At 58.9% G+C, this 20105-nt stretch carries 20 protein-coding genes, 1 pseudogene and 1 riboswitch; of the genes and pseudogenes, 14 read left to right on the top strand and 7 right to left on the bottom strand.

What is annotated here, in order from left to right; translation table 11 throughout:
• Positions 1-5 precede the first annotated feature (5 nt).
• The 3 genes from DU506_RS10285 to DU506_RS10275 all read left to right on the top strand — a co-directional run bounded on the left by DU506_RS10285 (position 6) and on the right by DU506_RS10275 (position 1628).
• Positions 6-290, top strand: coding sequence for a YeaC family protein (locus tag DU506_RS10285; protein WP_114486850.1), 285 nt, complete (start codon positions 6-8; stop codon positions 288-290).
• On the top strand, positions 274-1110 hold the full coding sequence (locus tag DU506_RS10280) for a DUF2797 domain-containing protein (protein WP_114486849.1): 837 nt from the start codon (positions 274-276) through the stop codon (positions 1108-1110). Before DU506_RS10285 ends, DU506_RS10280 begins: the two co-directional genes overlap by 17 nt.
• A gap of 92 nt (positions 1111-1202) precedes the next feature.
• Positions 1203-1628 carry a CopD family protein gene (locus DU506_RS10275; RefSeq protein WP_114486848.1) on the top strand — a complete coding sequence of 142 codons (426 nt, stop codon included), beginning with the start codon at positions 1203-1205 and terminating at the stop codon, positions 1626-1628.
• 60 nt (positions 1629-1688) lie between these two features.
• Here the strand turns inward: DU506_RS10275 and DU506_RS10270 are convergent, their stop codons facing one another.
• Positions 1689-2150, bottom strand: coding sequence for a DUF2231 domain-containing protein (locus DU506_RS10270; protein WP_114486847.1), 462 nt, complete (start codon positions 2148-2150; stop codon positions 1689-1691).
• 45 nt (positions 2151-2195) lie between these two features.
• Here DU506_RS10270 and coxB point away from each other — a divergent pair, with 45 nt between their 5' ends.
• The 4 genes from coxB (at position 2196) to DU506_RS10250 (ending at position 8416) form a co-directional block, all read left to right on the top strand.
• On the top strand, positions 2196-3227 hold the full coding sequence (gene coxB, locus DU506_RS10265) for a cytochrome c oxidase subunit II (protein ID WP_328587969.1): 1032 nt from the start codon (positions 2196-2198) through the stop codon (positions 3225-3227).
• Positions 3224-5758 carry a cytochrome c oxidase subunit I gene (gene ctaD / locus DU506_RS10260; RefSeq protein WP_114486845.1) on the top strand — a complete coding sequence of 845 codons (2535 nt, stop codon included), beginning with the start codon at positions 3224-3226 and terminating at the stop codon, positions 5756-5758. Before coxB ends, ctaD begins: the two co-directional genes overlap by 4 nt.
• A complete protein-coding gene (locus DU506_RS10255; protein ID WP_114486844.1) occupies positions 5755-6102 on the top strand; it encodes a hypothetical protein in 348 nt (115 codons plus the stop codon). Before ctaD ends, DU506_RS10255 begins: the two co-directional genes overlap by 4 nt.
• A gap of 64 nt (positions 6103-6166) precedes the next feature.
• Positions 6167-8416: a heavy metal translocating P-type ATPase gene (locus DU506_RS10250; RefSeq protein WP_235825505.1), complete on the top strand. Its 2250-nt coding sequence runs from the start codon at positions 6167-6169 to the stop codon at positions 8414-8416.
• 3 nt (positions 8417-8419) lie between these two features.
• Here the strand turns inward: DU506_RS10250 and DU506_RS10245 are convergent, their stop codons facing one another.
• The 3 genes from DU506_RS10245 to DU506_RS10235 are packed head-to-tail and all read right to left on the bottom strand — an operon-like array spanning position 8420 to position 10445.
• Positions 8420-8719 carry a winged helix-turn-helix domain-containing protein gene (locus DU506_RS10245; RefSeq protein ID WP_114486843.1) on the bottom strand — a complete coding sequence of 100 codons (300 nt, stop codon included), beginning with the start codon at positions 8717-8719 and terminating at the stop codon, positions 8420-8422.
• A 34-nt stretch (positions 8720-8753) separates the two neighbouring features.
• Complete coding sequence (locus DU506_RS10240; RefSeq protein WP_114486842.1) at positions 8754-10001, bottom strand: extracellular catalytic domain type 1 short-chain-length polyhydroxyalkanoate depolymerase; 1248 nt, start codon at positions 9999-10001, stop codon at positions 8754-8756.
• Between the two features lie 27 nt (positions 10002-10028).
• Complete coding sequence (locus DU506_RS10235) at positions 10029-10445, bottom strand: CopG family transcriptional regulator (RefSeq protein WP_114486841.1); 417 nt, start codon at positions 10443-10445, stop codon at positions 10029-10031.
• A gap of 224 nt (positions 10446-10669) precedes the next feature.
• Positions 10670-10903, top strand: a riboswitch (cobalamin riboswitch).
• A gap of 144 nt (positions 10904-11047) precedes the next feature.
• Here DU506_RS10235 and DU506_RS10230 point away from each other — a divergent pair.
• From DU506_RS10230 to rho, 6 genes are all read left to right on the top strand, one after another.
• The gene (locus DU506_RS10230; protein WP_114486840.1) at positions 11048-12931 is read left to right on the top strand and encodes a TonB-dependent receptor domain-containing protein; all 1884 of its coding nucleotides are present in this window, start codon (positions 11048-11050) and stop codon (positions 12929-12931) included.
• A complete protein-coding gene (locus DU506_RS10225) occupies positions 12928-13824 on the top strand; it encodes a cobalamin-binding protein (protein WP_415843659.1) in 897 nt (298 codons plus the stop codon). Before DU506_RS10230 ends, DU506_RS10225 begins: the two co-directional genes overlap by 4 nt.
• A gap of 85 nt (positions 13825-13909) precedes the next feature.
• The gene (locus DU506_RS10220; RefSeq protein WP_114486888.1) at positions 13910-14824 is read left to right on the top strand and encodes a FecCD family ABC transporter permease; all 915 of its coding nucleotides are present in this window, start codon (positions 13910-13912) and stop codon (positions 14822-14824) included.
• Positions 14824-15591 carry an ABC transporter ATP-binding protein gene (locus tag DU506_RS10215; protein ID WP_114486838.1) on the top strand — a complete coding sequence of 256 codons (768 nt, stop codon included), beginning with the start codon at positions 14824-14826 and terminating at the stop codon, positions 15589-15591. The genes DU506_RS10220 and DU506_RS10215 overlap by 1 nt, the downstream gene beginning before the upstream one ends.
• Before the next feature lie 93 nt (positions 15592-15684).
• Positions 15685-15900 carry a hypothetical protein gene (locus DU506_RS10210; protein WP_328587968.1) on the top strand — a complete coding sequence of 72 codons (216 nt, stop codon included), beginning with the start codon at positions 15685-15687 and terminating at the stop codon, positions 15898-15900.
• A gap of 59 nt (positions 15901-15959) precedes the next feature.
• Complete coding sequence (rho, locus tag DU506_RS10205) at positions 15960-16913, top strand: transcription termination factor Rho (RefSeq protein WP_114486837.1); 954 nt, start codon at positions 15960-15962, stop codon at positions 16911-16913.
• A gap of 113 nt (positions 16914-17026) precedes the next feature.
• On the opposite strand, the gene DU506_RS10200 is transcribed toward rho, so the two are convergent.
• Together DU506_RS10200 and soxR are read right to left on the bottom strand one after the other, a co-directional pair.
• Positions 17027-18220 carry a DEAD/DEAH box helicase gene (locus tag DU506_RS10200; RefSeq protein ID WP_114486836.1) on the bottom strand — a complete coding sequence of 398 codons (1194 nt, stop codon included), beginning with the start codon at positions 18218-18220 and terminating at the stop codon, positions 17027-17029.
• A 444-nt stretch (positions 18221-18664) separates the two neighbouring features.
• On the bottom strand, positions 18665-19009 hold the full coding sequence (gene soxR / locus DU506_RS10195) for a redox-sensitive transcriptional activator SoxR (protein ID WP_415843658.1): 345 nt from the start codon (positions 19007-19009) through the stop codon (positions 18665-18667).
• A gap of 103 nt (positions 19010-19112) precedes the next feature.
• Here soxR and DU506_RS10190 point away from each other — a divergent pair.
• Positions 19113-19316 (top strand): annotated as a pseudogene (locus tag DU506_RS10190) (VOC family protein); the annotation flags it as partial.
• 26 nt (positions 19317-19342) lie between these two features.
• On the opposite strand, the gene DU506_RS10185 reads toward DU506_RS10190, so the two are convergent.
• Positions 19343-19822 carry a transposase gene (locus tag DU506_RS10185; protein ID WP_114486835.1) on the bottom strand — a complete coding sequence of 160 codons (480 nt, stop codon included), beginning with the start codon at positions 19820-19822 and terminating at the stop codon, positions 19343-19345.
• Positions 19823-20105: the final 283 nt, after the last annotated feature.

Genomic DNA, 20105 nt, shown 5'->3' with positions numbered 1-20105 from the left:
CCGCCATGAGCGACATGACATTCGATAAAATGATCAGCCAGATGACCCCGGCGATCTATGAAAGCCTGAAACAATCGGTCGCCCTGCGCAAATGGCCGGATGGCCGCCGTTTGACGCCCGAACAGACCGAGCTTTGCCTGGAGGCGGTGATGCGCTTCGAGGCGGAAAATAACGTTCCCGAAGATCAGCGCGTGGGCTACCTGGAGCATCGCACCTGTGGCGCCGCCGCAAGCGGTGCGGACGTCTCGCCGGAAATGGCCGGTCTGGGACAGGATGTCGGTCGTGGCTGAAGGGATTCACGGCTGCTTGACGAAAATGGCTGCTCAGGTGAACGCGCAAGGGGAGGTGGCTTATACCTTGCGCGCCGGAGACCACGAACTTTCACTCAACGAACGTATCGGCTTGCCGCTGTCCATTCAGTGGACCGGGGCGATCGCCTGCACGCATTGCGGACGCGCGACACGCAAAAGCTTTGCCCAAGGGCATTGTTACCCTTGTTTCAAGCGCTTGGCCCAGTGCGATACCTGCATCGTCAAACCCGAAACCTGCCATTTCTTCCAGGGCACTTGCCGGGAGCCGGAGTGGGGCGAAAAGCACTGTTTCCAGCCGCATGTGGTGTATCTGGCCAATTCCTCGGGCCTCAAGGTGGGTATCACGCGCAACACCCAAGTGCCTACCCGCTGGATGGATCAGGGCGCTATCCAGGCCTTGCCGATCATTGAAGTGGATACGCGTTTGCAGTCGGGCCAGGTGGAAATGTTGTTCAAGGAGCAGGTGGCCGACCGCACCAACTGGCGCGCCATGCTGAAAGGGCAGGTGCCTCCCCTCGACTTGCAAGAAGAACGCGACCGTTTGCTTGCCAGCCTGGAGAGCGGCTTGAGCGAGCTGAGTGAGCGGTTCGGTGAAGGCGCCCTGCGCCGCTTGAACGGTCCCGTGCAGCATTTCACCTATCCGGTAGAGACATTTCCCCAGAAGGTCGTATCGCATAATCTCGATAAACAGCCGCTGGTGAGCGGTACGCTGATGGGTATCAAGGGGCAGTATCTGATGCTGGATAGCGGTGTGATCAACCTGCGCAAGTACACCGGCTATGAAGTGGCGATTCGGTAGGTCGACTGGCCACTTTGCAGCAAACTGCTAAGGTAAAAGAGTCACTTTTTGCTGCGAGCGGTCTATGCGTGTGTCGATGCTAGGATGCTGCAATGCCTTGGCTTAAACTACTGCATATCATTGCATTAGTGGTCTGGTGCGGCGCGTTGTTGTATCTTCCCGCGCTCATCATCCAGTCATTGCAAGCACGCCTCGATGCGGGGTTCGCCCAGAACGCGCCTTTGATGCCGCGTTTTTTCTTCATTTCAATCGCTACGCCCGCCGCCTTGGTGGCGATCTTTACCGGCACCCTGTTATTTCTGTTGCATCAGCTTGTGGGTGGCTGGCTGGTCTTCAAGTTATTTGCGGTCATGGGGATGGTGGCCGCTCATGGCGGGCTGGGCTGGTTGATCGCGCGGCTGGAAAAAGGGCATTCGTTTGGCGCCACTGCGGGCAGTGTCGGCTTTGCTTTGCTGGCGGTGTCATGCATGGTGACGGTGCTGACGCTGGTCCTGGCCAAACCCATGGATTGGAGTTGAGCCGCCATGTTGAAGCCAGCGACATCTCTTTCACATGAGGGAAGAAATTCATCGCCTGCATCATCTTTCAACCTGCACCCCTACCGCATGTTCGTACACCAGATGCCCCCCAAGCAGGCCCGCAGCGGCGATCATGCCGGCGGTCACCAGCGACATCGCCAACCCCCATGGCAGGATGATTTCCGGGTCATTGATTCGCAGCAGCCAGTTGAACGAAGCCAACGACAACATCATCACCGCGATGATGGCGTGATTCCAGCCGGTTATCTTGGAACGAATTCTCTTGACCGTGACCAGGTCGACAATCCCCGCCAGACTCGCAAGCCATCCTCCGAAAGCGCCCACTCCGGCGAGCCACACGCCAGCCCGAACCCAGAACGGGTCCTGGGTGTAGAGATACCCCAGGTCACTCGCCACCAGTGCGATCAGCGCCGCCACCGGAAAGTGAATCATCAAGGGATGAAGCGGATGGCCCGCAATGGCCGCGTGGCTTTTGATATTACGTTGTTTCACTTCCGCCATGATCCTCTCCTGCGTCTGACGTCTATGCGGTTAATGAGAGCCCAGTTGATACGAGTATGGTCGATACCGACGTTCCTGGCAGTCTTGTTGACGGGCTGTGCCGGGGACAAGTCGATTCTCGATCCCGCCGGGCGGGGCGCCGCCGACGTCGCCCTGGTATGGTGGGGAATGCTGGGATTTTTCAGCCTGGTGCTGATCACGGTGGTGGCGCTATGGCTGTATACCTTCCGCCCGCGTTCGAGTCGAGCGCGCACGGCGATTGAGGAAAAGCGCCTGGCTCGGCGATTGATACTCGGCGGTGGCGTCTTGTTGCCGGTCGCAACGATTGTGGTGCTGATGATTTTCGGCGTGCCGGCCGGTCAGCGGATGTTGCCGGTGCCGCTAGGCACCCCGCCTGATGTCATCGAAGTGACCGGCCACCAATGGTGGTGGGAGGTCCGCTATCCCGGCGCGGAGGGCGGTGAAGTCGTCACCGCCAACCAAGTGGTGATGCCGGCGGGTGAACCGGTGGATTTTCACGTCACCGGGGCGGATGTGATTCATTCGTTCTGGATCCCGCGCTTGGGCGGCAAGATCGATATGGTCCCCGGGCGCACCAATCGCATACGCCTGGAGGCGGATAGCCCGGGCGTTTTCGGTGCTCAGTGCGCCGAATTCTGCGGCACCCAGCATGCCCACATGCAGTTGTATGTGAAGGCGATGGAGCGCAGCGATTACGAGGCCTGGCTCGCCGAGCGTCAGGTACCGACGCTGGAAACCTTGGCCGTGCAATCCGATGCCCATGCTCCCGCGCGCGAGGCCTTCGTCGAGTATTGCGCCCAGTGTCATCGTGTGGCGGGGTTGGCCGTGCCCGACTCTCAATGGGAGCTTGCGCCTATTCAAGGGCCGGATCTTTCGGATATCGGGGCACGGCCCACCCTGGGGGCCGGGGTGCTGGCCATGGAGGAAGGTGCCATCGGCGACTGGTTGCGGCGTCATCAACAGCTCAAGCCGGGCAACCGCATGCCCGCGCATCTGGGACTTGAACCCCGGACCTTGCAAGCCATCGGCGACTGGTTGGAGACGCTAAGCCCATGACCGATAGCTCTCGTAAAACCAACCCTGATGAAGATACCCAGCGCTTGGTCAAGGACCTGGAAACAGTCTGGGCGAATCCACGCGGTCTAGGCGCATTGACCATCGTCAACCACACCACCGTAGGGCTGCGCTTCATGCTGACCGGCATGGCGTTTTTCCTGGTGGGTGGGGTGCTGGCCATGTTGATACGCTCTCAGCTGGCGTTTCCGGGGCAGAACTTCATGGCGCCGGAAATTTACAATCAGGTCGTCACCATGCATGGAACGGTGATGATGTTCCTGTTCGCCATTCCCATCCTGGAAGGGCTGGCGATCTACATGATTCCCAAGATGATCGGCGCCCGGGATCTGGTGTGCCCGCGTCTCTCCGCCTTCGGGTATTGGTGCTACCTGTTTGGCGGGCTGATTCTGCTTTCCAGTCTGTTCATGGAGATGGCGCCGGAAAGCGGCTGGTTCATGTATACCCCGCTGAGCGGCAAGGTTTACTCGCCGGGATTGGGCTCGGACTTCTGGTTGCTGGGGATCACCTTCGTCGAAATATCGGCGCTTTCCGCCGGTGTCGAATTGGTGGTGTCGATTCTGCGTACCCGCACGCAAGGCATGGCATTGCACAAGATGCCGCTATTCGCCTGGTACATCCTGGCGATGGCCATGATGATCGTGGTGGGGTTTCCTCCGTTGATTCTGGGAAGTGTTCTGCTGGAACTGGAACGTGCCGTAGGCATGCCGTTTTTCGACGTGGCGGGCGGCGGCGATCCCATCCTTTGGCAGCATTTGTTCTGGCTGTTCGGTCATCCCGAGGTCTACATCATTTTCCTGCCGGGAGCGGGGATCGTGTCGACCCTGATTCCGGTCTTCGCCGGACGCCCCATCGTGGGTTACGGCTGGGCGGTGTTCGCGGTGATCACCACCGGTTTCATCAGCTTCGGGCTCTGGGTGCACCATATGTTCACGGTGGGCATGCCGCAGTTGGCGCAGACGTTCTTTTCCGCCGCCAGCATGTTGGTGGCGGTGCCGACGGGTATCCAGATATTTCTGTGGCTAGCGACGCTATGGTTGGGCAAGCCGCGCATGCAGGTGCCCATGCTGTGGGTTTTCGGGTTTCTATTCGTCTTTGTGTTGGGTGGTTTGACCGGGGTGATGCTTGCGCTGGTGCCTTTCAATTGGCAAGTCCACGATACGCATTTCGTGGTGGCCCACATGCATTATGTGCTGGTGGGAGGCATGTTCTTCCCCTTGATCGGCGGGCTGTATTATTGGCTGCCGTTGTTTTCCGGGCGCATGCCTTCACAGACGCTGGGGAAATGGGGTTTCTGGCTGACCTTTCTGGGCTTCAACGGCACCTTCTTGGTCATGCACTGGACCGGGCTTCTGGGCATGCCGCGGCGGGTATATACCTACGGCGCCGATGAAGGCTGGGAGTTGTTCAATCTGATCTCTTCGGTAAGTAGTTTTCTGATGGCGATGGGGATCGCCATGATCTTGGCGGACTTCATCTTGCATTTTCGCTTCGGTAAACCGGCCAGACAAAACCCCTGGAACGCCGACACCTTGGAATGGGCGACGTCCATGCCGCCCAGTCCGTATAACTTCGTCAGCTTACCCAAGGTCGAAAGCCGCCATCCGCTGTGGGAACAACCGCAACTTCCCCAGGCTATCGCCGAAGGCCGCTATGGCCTGGCAGCGGCCTTTCATGGGCGTCGCGAAATATGGGGAACCGACCCCTTGACCGGCAAGTTGCGCGAAGTGATACATCTACCGACCAATTCCTGGTGGCCCTTGTTCGCCGCCCTGGCTTTGGCGGTGGTGTGTATCAGCCTGTTGCTGCGCTGGTATCCGTTGGCGGGTATTGCCGTTCTGGTCGCGGCCGGCTTCTTGCTGCGTTGGTCGTGGGAGAACGGCACTCACTCCAGGGCGGCGCCGGATGCCCGTGACCAACCCGGCAACCCGCCGCTTCACTCCCGCACCATGGACGGCCCCGGCGTATGGACCATGGCGGTGACCTTGCTGGCCGATGGAGCCTTCTTTCTTTCATTGTTATTCGGCTGGTTCTATCTCTGGACGATTTCACCCGAGTGGAGCATGCCGGCTGAATCACCGCTTTCACTCACGCTTCTGGTAGTGGCCGGGTTGGCATTGAGTGCCGGCTGGTGGTGGTTGGAACGCTGCGTACGTCGTCTTCGTCATCGCCAGGGTGATGGCCTGGCTAAAGGCATGGCCATGATCACTGGCCTGGGAATCGTCCAGCTGGCCTTGCTGGGGTGGGTGCTGGTAGAGGCTGAACTGGATGTGACCGCCACCGCGCACGATGCCGTGCTGATGGTTAGCCTGGTCTATGTGATGTTGCACAGCGGTTTGGGCGTGATACTCACGCTATTGCAGGGTCTGCGTGTGGGTTACGGTTACGTGGGGGTGGAAGCGCCCCTGGAGCCGGTGGTGGTCAGGCTGTTATGGCGCTATAACCTGGGGGGTTATTGGGTAATCGTGGTTTCCATGGCGGTACTCCCCAGCGTGATAGGAGGGTCGGTATGAGGCAGGCGCTCTGGACGCATCCCATTCATCTGGTCGTGGGCCTGACGCTGTGGAGCGCATGGTTCGTGACCATGTACGGCGGGCTTTCGGTGGCCTGTGCGGTGGCGCCTCCCGCGCCTGAGCAAGGCCCGCTCACGCTGCTCAACGCCGGTCTAGCTCTCCTGACCCTGGTAACCGCCGCCTTCTTGGCATGGCTTGGCTGGAAATGCTTTCACGCCTCGCGGCAGGAAAATGTGCGAGCGGCCCACTTTTGCGCCCTGGTGTCTTCGGGGCTGTATGTGGCCTCCATCGTTGCGGTGCTGTTTGTGGGCATGCCGGTGCTCGGCTTGCCGCCCTGTGTCTAATGGCTCTTGCAACAGCTCTTGTAACTGCTCTTGTAATGCTCTCCCTATGGCTTCCGGCAACTGAATGAATATTTTTTCGCCCGCAGCTGATGCAAAGCAGGCCGCAGATGGCCACGAAGCCCTGTTTTCGCTGGGCGACATGTGGTGCAGCAGCTGTGCCCTGGCTGTCGAGGCGCGGCTGCAACGCCTTCCCGAAGTGGCGGCGGCTAGCGTGCATTATCCCAGTGCGACTCTCTGGGTCAGAGGAGCGGCGTCAGCCAAAACCTCGGGAATCACCTTGGAAGCCTTGGCGCCGGTGGTGCGCCGCCTGGGTTATTCGCTGGGCTTGCCTGAGACCACCCTCGACGCTCATGCGCGGTTGGAAAAGGAAAGCCGTTATCTGGCCTTACGCCTGATGGTGGCCTCCGTCTTCGGCATGTGGACGATGCTGGCGTCGCTGTTGATTTATGCCGGGGCGGTATCTTCGGCCCAAGTTGAGTACGTCCTGGCCTGGGTCTCGGGGGCATTTTCCCTGCCGGTAGTATTGTTTTCTGGGGTGCCGTTTTACCGCGCCGGCTGGCGTACCTTGCGTGCCCGAAAACCCGGAATGGACGTTCTGGTGAGCCTGGGCGTGTGGGGGGCCGTCGTCGTTTCGCTGGGTCTCTTGGCGCGTGGCTCGGCCGAGGTGTATTTCGATACTGCGGTGATGTTGATCGGGTTGCTGCTGGTGGGGCGTCTGGTCGATACGCTGTGTCGCCATCGCGGGCTGCGCGCCCTGGATGCCCTGGCGTTGCCGCAAATGACCGTTGCCTGCTGGGAGCAGGGGCATGGGGAGCAGGGGCATGGGGAGCAGGGGCGTTGGAAAGAGCGTGCCAGGGAAGAGGTGCCGCGCAACGCCAGAATTCGCGTGGCCAGGGGCGACACCCTTCCTCTGGATGGCTATGTCGAAGACTCGCCCGCCTGGGTCGATCTGGCCCCCTTGACCGGCGAAAGCGTGCCTCGCCGTTTGCCGCCCGGCACCGCTCTTCACGCTGGGTGTCGCAACCTGGGCGCGGCTTTGGTGATGCGGGTCAGTGCGGTGGCGGGGGAATGTCGGCTGGATCGCATGCGCGAACAGATGCGTTTTCATCAGGCGCGCAAAGGCGAGCTGCAGCGGTTGGCCGACCACTTCGCCGCCTGGCTGAGTCCGGCGGCGCTGGTACTGGCCGCTGCAACCTTGTGCGTGGCGGTGCTGGTCGGGGTGCCATGGGAAGACGCCATGGTGCGGGCGCTTTCCGTGCTGGTCGTGGCCTGCCCCTGCGCCGTGGGGCTGGCGGTTCCTTTGGCGAGTCTCGCGGGCAGCAGTACCGCCCTGGGGCAGGGCGTGGTGGTGCGCGACCCGGGTAGCTTTGAAACCCTGGCCGAGGTGCGCTCGGTGGCTTTCGACAAGACCGGCACCCTGACGCCGGGGGTGCCCGAGGTAGTCTCGTTCAATGTTGACTCGGCTATATCGATGGAGAAGTTGAAACCACTGCTGGCCGCCGCCACGCAGCGCAGTGAACATCCGCTTGCTCAGGCCTTAGGGCGCTGGGCCGAGTCGGGTAGTCGTGCCAGTTTGCCACACGAAACCGCCGAGGAAATTCCCGGCCAGGGGCGTTACGTGCGCCTGATGGATGGCTGTGAGCTTTACCTGGGTAGCGGCGCCTGGCTGACAGCCAATGGCATCACGGTGGCGGATAGCCGCACGATTGCCCACCCCGATAACTCGCAAGTGATGTTGGGTTGTGACGGACAATGGCTGGCAAGCTTTTATCTGGGGGAGCAGCCTTTGCCGGATGCGCAGGCAACCTTGGCCGGATTGCGTCGCGAGGGGTATCTGGTCGCGCTGATCAGTGGTGACAGAGCGGGGCCGGTCATGGCGCTAGGCAAAGCCGTGGGATTCAAACCAGGCGAGTGCTACCCGGGGCGTTCGCCCGAAGCCAAGGCGCGGTTGTTGCAAGGTTTACCATCGCCGACGCTGTACGTCGGCGATGGCATCAACGATGCGTTGGGGTTGGCCAGTGCCGGGGTGGGTGTCGCTTGCCTGAACGCTGGCGATGCCGCCCGGGAAGGCGCGGCGGTTCAGTTGATTCGCCCGGGTAGTGCGGGGGTGGCACAGGCGCTGCGTATTGCAAGGCGTACCCGCCGGGTGATGCGTCAGAATCTGGTGTTTTCCGCGCTTTACAATGGCGTGGCGCTGGGGCTGGTCATACTTATGCCAATACCGCCGTTGATGGCGGTATTGGCGATGGTGGCAAGCTCCTTGAGCGTGACCTTGAATGCCGCACGCCTGGCTTGGCGCGAGGAAGGCCATTGACCGCTAATCGTAACCCAGAACGGCTTTTAGCCGGTCGGCATGTGTGGCCACCCACTGCTTGTCGATAGGCCCCCAGTCGCGAATTCGATACTGGCCGATATTGTGACGTTCCCCGGCGTCCTTCTCGAACTCGCAGACGATATCCAGTTCGGCCAGAGAAGTAATGGTGTCCTGGGCGGTGCGTCTCGGCATTTGGGTCGTCTCGATCAAGGCCGGCACACTGGCGATGCCTTGATCGATCAGGTAGGCAACGTAGAGCCGCCGGTAAAAGCTGGATTTGGTTTTGCTCAATGTGGCGGTCATCGCGCGGCTCTCCAGGCTAGTGGTTGTACAGGGTTTATTGTTTGGCATGGGTGTAGAAAAAGCGCAGCATTTCGCCGGTGGCATCGGGGCCTTTGGGGTCGGTATAGGAACCCTGCAAGCTGCCCCCCGACCAAGCGTGACCGGCACCGTGAATCTGCCACTGCTCCAGGCTGGGTTTACCCTTGGCGTCATGGTGAATGGTACGGGTATAAGCGTGGCCGTTGGGGACTCTACCCGATTCAACCTTTACTTCGTCACGGCGGTTGGTCGCCTTCACACTATACTGCCCGGCTATTCGCTCCGCATTGGACGGATGCACAGTGGTGTCCCGGTCGCCATGGAATATTACCGCCGGCACCTTGGATGACCAGCTGGAACTCGAGGGATTGGCATTGGCCAGGGGGCCGGTTCCGCCTTGCATCACCCCGAACGCCGAGGGCAAGTCCTGGGCAACCCCATGCGGTAGCCCCGAATGCACGCCCACTGCGGTGTAAAGGTCCGGATGGGTCATGGCAAGCGTTGTCGCCATGGCGCCCCCGGCTGATAAACCGGCCACGTAGACTCGTTTGGAGTCGAGGTGATGCTCTTCGATGATCTTGCGGGTCATTCCGGCAATGATCTCGGGCTCGCCCCCATCGCGCTGCTGATCGGAAGCCTTGAACCAGTTCCAGCACTTGTTGGTGTTGGCGCTAGCGGGCTGGGCGGGGTAGAGCACGCAGAAAAGTTGTTCTTCAGCCAGGCGGTTCATGTCCGTGCCCTTGGCAAAATCATCCGGGTCCTGGGTGCAGCCGTGGAGCATGACCACCAGCGGCAAGGGCTGGCCGGTATAGCTGCTAGGAATATACAGCTTGTAGCGACGCGACCCCACGGCGCTCTTGTAGGTGCCGCTGGTGAATTGACCCGGGGCGGGCGGGCTGTCCGGCTCGGCGTTGATGTTGGCGTTGATATTGAGGTTGAGGTTAGTGAAGGCGGAGGACCAGCTTTTCGCTGTGGCGGTTGGCTTTGGCTTGGCTGTTTTCCATTGCTTGGGCTCGGCCGTTTTCCACTGGCTGGCCTTGGGTTGAGCATCTTGCTGCTCATCCACCACCTCACAGGTGCCCTCTATGGTCTCTCCCTGGGCTGAAGTGGTTGTGTCCGTGCCATTGGCGGCCCTGGAAGCGAAAGCTTCGCCGGGCACGCCGTTCATCGAGCCCTGGATCAATGCCATTGCTTCATCGAGCCTTCCCGCCTGGGTAAGACGAGTGGCTTCACGCATGGTTTCCGACATCATGGGGTTATTCATCGGGTTATCCTTATCGCCAAAGCGACATTAATGGATGCGGTCCGCCAAGGCGGACTTGACGGCGGCACTGGCGTGCAAGGCACCCAGCACCACCACCGAATCGATAGTGGCAAGCGCAAGCTGCGGAGAAACGTCCTCGGCAATGCTGGCAAGCCCCAATACCTGAATTTGCAGCTTTTCTCCGGCGGCTTGTAACGCCTCGAGATCGCTGCGGCTGTAATGCTGCATGCCCAGCACGAAAGTCTTGCGGGCCACGGTTTCCTTGACCACTTCCGCATGGGTAGCCAGCTGGTTGCGGATCGCCGTGCGAATCAGATCGGTACGGTTGGAATAGAAACCTTCCTGTACCAGCAGATCGATCTGGCCCAGGTCGACCACGCCAAGGTTGATGGTGATCTTCTCGCTGGTATCGCCGGGTTTGCGGCGTAATTCGTGTACGGCCATGGAGTTTCCTCTGAAGGTAATATCGGGTGTATGGAATCTAAATGGAATCCATATTCCATCCATATGGATGGTATATTGGATCAAGGTGGATATTTGTCAAGCTATAAAAATGCCGCGCGTTACGCTGATAAACCTGGTGTCCATGCCATGAGTTGCCCAAGCGCCCGGGATGAAAGCATTGGGTTACCCGAGATGCGTCATTGACCTTCCCGGGCCAGGTTGCTAATTTACGCCCTCTCTCAGGTGCTGGTGGCAATCGAGTTGTCGCCAGTGAAACGGGAAGTCGGTGCGCTTTTTGAACGCTACTCCGACGCTGCCCCCGCAACGGTGATCGAGACAAGAACGGCTCTTACGCCACTGTGCCTAGTGCACGGGAAGGCAGCCGTTCGGAAAACCGGGTTTTTCAAACCCTGCTTTCGCTCGTCAGCCCGGAGACCGGCCCGAGAGTTCAATGCCGGGTTGCGGTGGGCGACGTTGAGGTGGGGCAAGCGTCGCCGTTTTATTTTTCCGTTGTCCCTTTCTCTTCCTCGATCCCTTGCCGTGCCCCGACGACTGCCAAGATAACCAGCCGTACGGGTGAGTACGGCGAGCAAGGGATACCCATGAAAACCAGAATCAATGCCACCCGTGGTCTAGCTGCCTTCAGCCTGGCCGCGCTGCCGATGGCCGTTCAGGCTCAGGCCGACAGTCTCGATACTTCCAATGCCCCCCAGCGTCTCAATCCGGTGGTGGTCACCGCCGCCTTGGCACCGCGTACCGCCGATGAAACGCTGGCGTCCGTCACCGTACTCGATGAAGCCACTTTACGTCGCCAGGATCCCACCAGCGTTACCGACCTGCTGCGCGGCCAGCCGGGGGTGGACATCACCACCCAGGGCAGCTTCGGCAAGCAGAGCAGTCTCTTCCTGCGTGGAACCGGCAGCAATGCCAACGTCCTGCTGATCGACGGCATTCGGCTGAAGTCCGCCACCACCGGGGCGGCCGCCTGGGAGTTTCTCGATCCACGGATGTTCGAGAGCGCCGAGATCGTGCGCGGGCCGCGCGGCAGCCTCTACGGCGCCGATGCGGTGGGGGGCGTGATCCAGCTGTTTACTCCCGAAGGTGAAGAGGGCGCACCCCAGCCGCGCATTTCCGTGGGCGGTGGCTCTTTCAATACCCAGCGTTACAGCGCCAGCCTTGCCGGAAGCAGCGGCGGCACCCGCTACTACGTTGCCGGCAGCCGCTTCGATACCGATGGCACGGCGGTGCGCGAGGGTGGTGACGACAAGGGTCATGACAATACCAGCGGTCTGGTGCGGCTCTCTCACACCTTCGAGAACGATGCCGAAGTGGGGCTGCTGGCGCTGCGCTCAAAGGGGAATACGGAGTTCGATAGCTTCGGAGCACCGGCAGAAGATGATTTCGTTCAGCAGGTGGCGGCTGTCTACGCTGAACAGGCGGTGACGGATAGCTGGCGGAGTCGCCTGACCCTCAGCGAGGCGCACGATGAGCGTGATACTCTGGCGCCGACCTACAGCTCCCTGTTCGAAACGCGCACGCGCACCGCCCAATGGCAGAACACCCTGGCGCTGGGACCCCATGAGCTGGTGGCCGGTGTCGAGTATGCCGAGGATGGCCTTGGCGATAGCCAGACTTCCGGGCTGTCCTTCGATAAAGAACGGCGATACAACCGAGCCGTTTTTGCACAGGGTTTCCTGGATTTTTATCCGCTGACGACCCAGCTGAGTCTGCGCCATGATGACAACCAGGCGTTTGGTGAGGAGTTGACCGGCAGCTTGGCCCTTGGCTATGCGCTGGATGACCAACATGTGGCGCGTGCCAGCTATGGGACGGCCTTCCGTGCACCCACCTTCAACGAGCTCTACTTCCCCTTCGCAGGCTCCAGCAATCCCGACCTGAACGCGGAAACGTCGAGCACCTTCGAGCTTGGCCTGCGCGGCCAGTACGGCAACTGGTTCTGGGACCTCGCCGCCTACCAGACGGAAGTGGATGAACTGATCGCTCTAGACGAGGCCTTCCGCCCCGTCAACGTCGACGAGGCACGCATCCGCGGCGCCGAACTGGCGCTGGGTGCCGAGATCAATGACTGGACCCTGGCAGCGGCCCTTACCTGGATGGACCCGGAGAGCCGCAGCGGTGACAACACTGGCAACCGCCTGGCACGTCGTGCCTCAGAGAGCCTGCGTCTGGATGTGGATCGGGAATTGGGCGACTGGTCGTTGGGCGGCTCTTGGGTCACCCAGAACCATCGCTACAATGATGCGGCCAATTCCGAGCGCCTGCCCGGCTACGGCATCGTCAACCTGCGTGCTGGCTGGGACTTTGCCCCGATGTGGTCGCTGCGCGCCACGCTGGAGAACGCTCTCGACAAGGAGATCGTCACTGCTCAGGGCGCCGACTTTGATCCGGTCACCTTCCAGGCGATGCCGTTCGACTACCTCAACGCCGGCCGTGCCGCCTTCCTCAGCCTGCACTTCGGTGGATGATGGCTACTAACCTGTTGCGTCGTCTGACCCTAGCGCTGCTGCCTCTGGCAGCGGTGTCGGCCCTGGCCGATGAAGAGATATGCGCGGTCGACGATCGGGAGCGCGAAGTCTGTCTGGAGGCTCCCGCCAAGCGCATTGCCGCGCTTTCGCCAGGCGCTACGGAGTTGGTCTACGCGGCTGGTGCCGGAGAGCAGGTGGTGGCGGTGGTCTCCTACAGCGACTACCCGCCGGAGGCCCAAGAGGTGCAGTCGTTAGGTAGCCACACGCGCATAGATCTGGAAGCGCTGGTCACGCTGCGCCCGGATCTGGTGATCGGTTGGACCACCGGTAATCCTACTGAGCAGCTGGAAACCATCGAAGCGCTGGGGTTGCCGGTGTTCTATATCGAGCCGCGCGATTTTGCAGGGATTGCCAGCGTCATCGAGCGGCTGGCGCAGCTGGCGGCTAGCCAGCAAGAAGGTTTCCGGGCGGCAGAGGATTTTCGCCAGGGAATTGCCGAGCTTGCCGCAACGTTCAAGGATGCCGAGCCGGTGGAGGTGTTCTATCAAGTCTGGGATGAACCCTTGATGACCATCAACGATGAACATTTTATCGGCAAGGTGCTGACGCTGTGCGGTGGCGTCAACGTGTTCGGCGACCTTTCGCGCCTGGTACCGCGCATAGACGACGAATCGGTGCTGGCCGCCGACCCCGAAGCGATCCTGGCGGGCGGTATGGGCGAAGAAAATCGCGACTGGCTGACCCACTGGGAGCAATACCCCAACCTCCAGGCCGTGCAGCGTGACAACCTGTTCTTCGTGCCGCCTTCGCTGATCCAGCGCCCTACGCCGCGTCTGCTCGAAGGCAGTCGCCTGTTCTGTGAAAAACTCGAGGTGGCGCGTGAGCGACGCTGATCTTGTCCATTCCGTCGCTCCTCGGCACTGGTGGCGTTCGCTGGGGGTGCCGCTGGGCATTCTGTCGCTGGCCGCACTGCTGGCCATGCTGTTTTCGCTCAGCGTGGGCAGTGCTTCGCTTTCGTTGATGGATGTATGGGCGGTGTTGCGCGGCGAAGGCGATGCCTTGTCGCAAACCTTGGTGCTTGAGCTGCGGGTGCCGCGTACCTTGGCCGCCTTCGCTACCGGTGGGTTGCTGGCGGTGGCGGGAGCCTTGATGCAGGTGCTGTTACGCAACCCGCTGGCCGACCCCTATGTGCTTGGGCTTTCCGGCGGCGCCTCGGTAGGGGCCCTGGTCGCCATGCTGGCGGGGATGGGCGGCATGGTCATCTCTGGTTCGGCATTCGCCGGGGCGCTCGCTTCGACGCTGCTGGTGTTCGGTCTGGCCCATGGCACGGGAAGCTGGACGCCGTCACGCTTGCTGCTCACCGGGGTGGTGGTGGCCTCCGGCTGGGGCGCGGTGATCACCTTGATGCTGGCGATCAGCCCCGCCGAGCGTCTGCCCGGCATGCTTTACTGGCTGATGGGCGATCTTTCCTACGCCCGGACTCCCTGGCCGCCCATTGCCTTGCTGGCAATCGTCTGCGTTCTGGTGATGCCGCTGGGGCGTAGCTTGAATGTGCTGGCCCGGGGGCCGTTGCAGGCGGCGGCGCTTGGGGTGGCGGTACGCCCGCTGGAGTGGACGATTTACATCAGCGCCAGCCTGCTGACCGCCATGGCCGTGACCACCGCCGGAAGCATCGGTTTCGTGGGGCTGGTGGTGCCGCACATGCTGCGTCTGGTGGTGGGCAACGATCAACGTCTGGTCTTGCCGGCCTGCGCGCTGGCCGGTGGCACTCTGCTGGTGCTGGCCGATACCCTGGCGCGCACCCTGATCGCCCCGGAGCAGTTGCCGGTGGGGGTGATCACTGCACTTCTGGGGGTGCCGACCTTCCTTTACCTGCTTTACCGGAGCCGTTGATGGGCCGTCTCGACACCCAGGAGCTTGTCATCGATGTGCCGGGGCGTGCCTCCGGACGGGTGCTCAACCTCTGTCTTGCGCCGGGGCAGAGGTGGGGAGTGCTCGGCCCCAACGGGGCGGGCAAGACAACATTCCTGCATACCCTGGCGGGGCTAAAGGCGCCTCGTTCCGGTGAGGTGCACCTGGACGGTAAGCCGCTGGCGAGACTCAATCGTCGTCGGGTCGCCCAGCAGCTGGGTCTGGTGTTTCAGGAACGCCAGGATGGCTTTCCCGCCACGGTGCGCGAAACCGCGCTGATCGGTCGTCATCCTTACCTTTCGCCCTGGCGCATGGAAGGCGGTTACGATCTGCGCATCATGCATGCGGCCCTGGCGCGAATGGATGTCGCTCATCTGGCGGATCGCCTGGTGAGCACCCTTTCCGGCGGCGAGCGCCAACGTGTCGCCATCGCCACGGTACTCACCCAGTCGCCGACGATCTGGCTGGCCGACGAGCCCACCAACCACCTGGACCTGCATCATCAGACCGCGGTGATGGAATTGCTCGCTGAGCAGGCTGCGGCGGGAAGTGCGGTAGTGATGTGCCTGCATGACCTCAATCTGGCGGCGCGCTGGTGTGATCACCTCCTGTTGCTGTATCCCGACGGCGAAGCCTGTTGGGGGCCATGCAGCCAAATGCTGGAATTGAGCGCTCTCGAACACCTCTATGGCCAACGCCTGGCCACCGCCGACATCGACGGTGCCCCCGTTTTCGTACCTGTGAGATGATATGCCAACGACCATGATTCGCGGTGAAGTCCATGCCGCCCTGATTACCGCTCCGGCCTCCGGTCATGGCAAGTCGATGGTGTGACGGCGGCGATGGTCCGGCTGCACCGTAATGCCGGGCGCAAGGTGCGGGTCTTCAAGCACGGGCCGGATTATCTCGACCCCATGGTGCTGGAAGTGGCCTCCGGCCAACCGGTCTATCAGGTGCACTGCTGGATGACCGGCGACGAGGAGATTCGCTGGCGCCTGGCCGAAGCCGCCCGTGACGTGGGCCTGGTGCTGGTGGAAGGTTCCATGGGTCTTTTTTGAGTAGCAGGTGTAGTGGCCAATAATTAACACCAAAATTTACAAGGCGATCCATCAATATCATGGCGAGAAAAATATTAAGTTTGAAGACGAACAGACAGATAGATGCCAAGCCCGTCGACGAAGTGGAAGATCAATTGCCTAATGATCCCGAAAAACGTTTTTTAAATGGCGTCGCTATTCATCCTTCCCCACGCATTTATTTAGAGCCTGGTTCTAAGCAGCGTACTGTGCGAGCGATGGATTTGATTACGCCAATTGGGATGGGGCAACGTGGGTTGATTGTTGCGCCGCCAGGCTCTGGCAAAACGACGATGTTAAAACATATCTGTCAGGCCGTGGTAGAAGCGTATCCTGACATAAAGCTGTATGCCTTGCTGATTGATGAGCGCCCCGAAGAAGTGACTGATTTTAAGCGCAGTGTGTCGGCAGAAGTACATGCATCGTCTTCGGACGAAAGCTACACACACCATGTGCGTATGGCCGATAAGCTTCTTGAGACGGCTCGTAAGCAAGCGGGCGACGGTCATGATGTGATGATTGTGATCGATTCTCTTACGAGACTCTCGCGCGTTCATAATGCCGAGCAGCGAGGCAATGGTCGCACTATGTCGGGTGGACTGGATTCCCGAGCGTTGGAAATACCACGAAAACTGTTTGGCGCTGCGAGAAAGATCGAAAACGGCGGATCGCTCACCATTCTAGCCACCGTGCTGGTGGATACGGGAAGCCGTATGGATCAGGTGATTTTCGAGGAGTTCAAGGGGACGGGCAATATGGAAATCGTGTTATCAAGGGAAGTGGCAAATCAACGGATTTTCCCTGCGATAGATATTGCTAAAAGCAGTACCCGACGAGAAGAGCTTTTGATTGATGCAAGAGATATTGAAAAAGTAAGGACATTGCGTAGGGCTTTGACACATCTTAAACCAGCAGAAGGCGCGCAGAAGTTGCTTGAATTATTGGAGAAATATCCAACCAATGCTGAGCTATTAAACGTGTTTTCACCGGCCTAAAGGTTAGAGAAAGCTTTGACGGCCACAGTGCTGGCCAATATGTTGCTAAAATAGGTTTCAATTACAAAAGCCCACCTTTTATTCATTTAAGAGGTGAGCTTCTTTGTTAAGTATTAACGATTATTTTTTGCATAGTTTAAGTTTGAAGCAGGTGCTTCTTTTCTAACCGGAAAACCAGCAATTTCTTTGCGCTCAATAACATTTTTTAATCGCCTTTCAATGGCACAAAGATTTTTAAAGTCACTCATGTCTACTAAAGAGATGGCTTCCCCTGAGGCGCCCGCACGGCCGGTTCGGCCAATGCGGTGGATATATTCTTCTGGTTTAAATGGTAAATCGTAATTCACCACACGACTCAATTCACCAATATCCAAACCACGAGCGGCCACCCCTGTGGCGACCAAGTACTTTAGTTCGCCAGATTTGAACTGAGCCAAAATCTTTTCGCGCATCGCTTGGCTTCTATCGCCATGAATGGAATCCGCTTTGATGCCGCGTTTCGCTAGCTGATCAACAAGCTTGGCTGCGCCGTGTTTTTTCTCAATAAAAATAAGCGCCTGATCCCACTTTTGCTCGTTAATCAAGTGACTCAACAAGGCGGACTTAGTGTCTTTGTCTACGGTGATTAGCCATTGTTTGATATTAGCGGCGGCGCGGATGTTGGGAAAAATGGCTATTTCAGCCGCTAGATCGGTCATCTTGCTATCTGAAAAATCGTAGGCGAGGGCGCGAACGTCGTCGGTCATTGTGGCCGAAAACAATAGGTTCTGACGGTTTTCAGGTAGGCGCTCTATGATTTTATTGATATCGTCGACAAAACCCATGTCGACCATTCTGTCCGCTTCGTCCAATATCATGGCTTGAAGTTCATCAAAGTGCAGCGCGCGCTGATGCGCCAAATCAAGCAATCTGCCCGGCGTGGCGACCAGAATATCCACCCCTTCGATTAGGCGCTCTTTTTGAGCGTCGGTATCCACACCGCCATACACCGCCATAGAGGTTAGGTGCGTGTGTTTAGCGTATTGAGCCACACTGGCTTCGACCTGAACCGCTAACTCACGGGTCGGCACGAGAATCAGCACACGTATGCGTTTGCCGCGTAACGTTCCCGCTGTACTGAATCGTTCTAGCAGAGGCAGAACAAAGGCAGCGGTTTTGCCTGTCCCGGTTTGTGCGGTGGCGACTAAGTCTTTACCCGAAAGAATGGCAGGAATCGCTTGTTTCTGAATTGGCGTTGGCGTTTTGTAACCTAGTTCAGTAATAGCTTGAACAAGTGGGCTGGATAATCCTAGTTTTGAAAATGGCATAAGGAGCTCTGTCAGATTGTCGTAAGGTTTGTCGAAGATAAAAAATGATGCAGTATAGCGTAAAAGCAGCCGCTCGTAGCTCGAATAGTGCAATTAGCGTCATAGCGCTGAATGGCGGCTTTTGTGATGAAATTAAAGGCATTCATTAAATGAATTGTAAGTGATTTTTTAAAGTACGTTTTGCTTTTTATGATCTGGTTTTTAATTTTGAGTGCTGTGTCTTTGAGCTATGATTCAGTTTTACTAAATAGCTTGTTATTAAAAAAATAATGTATTTAATTCAATATAATATGCACGTTAACCGGTCTATCGATCCACCCCAGCCCGCCGCTCAGCCTGATCCAAAAGCACCGGCCCGCTACCTGATTCAGCCAGCTTGTCATCCGGGTTATTTATAGAGTGGGCAATTGGTCATGCTCAGGCAGCCGCAGCCGCAGCCGCAGCCTATGCAGCCAGCCAGGTTATCGCGCAGCTTTTGCAGATAAGCAATACGGCCATCGAGCATCTGTTGCCAGTTTTTTGTGAAAGCTGCTGCCAGTCTTCAACCGTCGGCGTGCGGTTATTGGGTAGTGATTCAAAAGCTCGCTTGATCTCTTTCAGGCTCACGCCGACTTTTTGCGCGGCTTTGATCACCGAAATTCGTCTGAGTACTTCCGGTTTATAGCGGCGCTGGTTACCCGCATTGCGCCAGCTGTGAATCAGGCCTTGCTGCTCGTAGAAGGGCAGGGTGCTGACGTTAATACCGCAGCACTTTGCCACCTTGCCAACACTCCAATTTGCCTCTGCCATCACGCACTCCTGACTCTTTTTTGCCATTTTTTCCGAAAATAGCTTTACCTCAAGTGAGGCTGAGGTTTTATCCTGCCATTTCACTTAACGCAAGGAGATTCTTATGTACTTGGAACACGTTAATCTGGTCATGGATGACATGGATGCCATGCTGGATTTTTACCGCGCCGTATTCCCGCACTGGCGGGTACGCGATGAAGGCCATGGCGAGTGGTATGGCAAACCGCGTAAATGGGTGCACTTTGGTGATGATGAGCATTACCTGGCGTTAAGCGATCACGGCAAAGGGGCGAACCGTGATTTGAAAGCTGACGGATCCCCACGAAATTGATGCTATTCATCATGTAACGCTTGAGAAGTCGCTTCTTCACGCAGGGCTTCCTGAAGCGATGCCCAAGACGGCCAGGGCACAGCACCAGGAGGCTGCCGGCGAAGCCATTCCAGCCCAAAACGCCATACCGACAGGACATTTCGGTGGGTGATACTGTTGCTCTGGTAGCGCTTTTGCTCCCCATTGGCCCTGACGCTCAGGCCAGCCACCATCATGACCACATTGGCCAACATGGCGATCAGCAGCAGGATCTCGATACGCTTACCTTGACGAGACTGATGCATCCCGAAGCCCAGCCCGAACAGCGGGCTTTTGACGTCGCGAAAGCCTTCTTCAATCTGCATCCGCTGCCGGTAGATGGCCACCACTTTCTTTGCCAGGGTTGAGCGATTTGGCAGGTTGGTGACCAGCGCCCAGGGTTCTTCCTGGCGCCTNTCTTTGCCAGGGTTGAGCGACTTGGCAGGTTGGTGACCAGCACCCAGGGTTCTTCCTGGCGCCGTGCCATCGTACGGCTTGCGCTATCCTGAGAGACCTGGCCGCGCTTATTATAATCTTTACGCCCCTTGGGCGGCCGGTGATACAACACCATCTGAGTGACCAGAGGGCTGCTTCGCGCTATCTGAACCGACCCTGGGGCACGAGGCAGGGAGGTCGCTTGCTCAAAGAGTGTCTTGACGGGCTGCCATGCTTGATCGTTCGCCTGATAATGGGCGGGGCTACGTACGCGACCAACGTAATACCAGCCGCGCTCCTCGACGGCGCGGA

This window comes from Vreelandella rituensis (assembly GCF_003336665.1).
Lineage (GTDB): Bacteria > Pseudomonadota > Gammaproteobacteria > Pseudomonadales > Halomonadaceae > Vreelandella > Vreelandella rituensis.
Note: the sequence above shows the minus strand (reverse complement) of the source record. Positions and strands in the feature narration are given on the sequence as shown.

Bases quoted from the DNA above. Each gene is read 5' to 3' on its own strand.
- DU506_RS10210 (WP_328587968.1), top strand. From the start codon at position 15,685: ATGGTCCGGCTGCACCGTAATGCCGGGCGCAAGGTGCGGGTCTTCAAG.
- DU506_RS10250 (WP_235825505.1), top strand. From the start codon at position 6,167: ATGAATATTTTTTCGCCCGCAGCTGATGCAAAGCAGGCCGCAGATGGC.
- DU506_RS10225 (WP_415843659.1), top strand. From the start codon at position 12,928: ATGATGGCTACTAACCTGTTGCGTCGTCTGACCCTAGCGCTGCTGCCT.
- DU506_RS10240 (WP_114486842.1), bottom strand. From the start codon at position 10,001: ATGAATAACCCCATGATGTCGGAAACCATGCGTGAAGCCACTCGTCTT.
- DU506_RS10200 (WP_114486836.1), bottom strand. From the start codon at position 18,220: ATGCCATTTTCAAAACTAGGATTATCCAGCCCACTTGTTCAAGCTATT.
- soxR (WP_415843658.1), bottom strand. From the start codon at position 19,009: ATGGCAGAGGCAAATTGGAGTGTTGGCAAGGTGGCAAAGTGCTGCGGT.
- DU506_RS10255 (WP_114486844.1), top strand. From the start codon at position 5,755: ATGAGGCAGGCGCTCTGGACGCATCCCATTCATCTGGTCGTGGGCCTG.
- DU506_RS10280 (WP_114486849.1), top strand. From the start codon at position 274: ATGTCGGTCGTGGCTGAAGGGATTCACGGCTGCTTGACGAAAATGGCT.
- DU506_RS10245 (WP_114486843.1), bottom strand. From the start codon at position 8,719: ATGACCGCCACATTGAGCAAAACCAAATCCAGCTTTTACCGGCGGCTC.
- DU506_RS10230 (WP_114486840.1), top strand. From the start codon at position 11,048: ATGAAAACCAGAATCAATGCCACCCGTGGTCTAGCTGCCTTCAGCCTG.
- rho (WP_114486837.1), top strand. From the start codon at position 15,960: ATGGCGAGAAAAATATTAAGTTTGAAGACGAACAGACAGATAGATGCC.
- DU506_RS10270 (WP_114486847.1), bottom strand. From the start codon at position 2,150: ATGGCGGAAGTGAAACAACGTAATATCAAAAGCCACGCGGCCATTGCG.
- DU506_RS10235 (WP_114486841.1), bottom strand. From the start codon at position 10,445: ATGGCCGTACACGAATTACGCCGCAAACCCGGCGATACCAGCGAGAAG.
- DU506_RS10275 (WP_114486848.1), top strand. From the start codon at position 1,203: ATGCCTTGGCTTAAACTACTGCATATCATTGCATTAGTGGTCTGGTGC.
- DU506_RS10285 (WP_114486850.1), top strand. From the start codon at position 6: ATGAGCGACATGACATTCGATAAAATGATCAGCCAGATGACCCCGGCG.
- DU506_RS10215 (WP_114486838.1), top strand. From the start codon at position 14,824: ATGGGCCGTCTCGACACCCAGGAGCTTGTCATCGATGTGCCGGGGCGT.
- ctaD (WP_114486845.1), top strand. From the start codon at position 3,224: ATGACCGATAGCTCTCGTAAAACCAACCCTGATGAAGATACCCAGCGC.
- DU506_RS10220 (WP_114486888.1), top strand. From the start codon at position 13,910: ATGCTGTTTTCGCTCAGCGTGGGCAGTGCTTCGCTTTCGTTGATGGAT.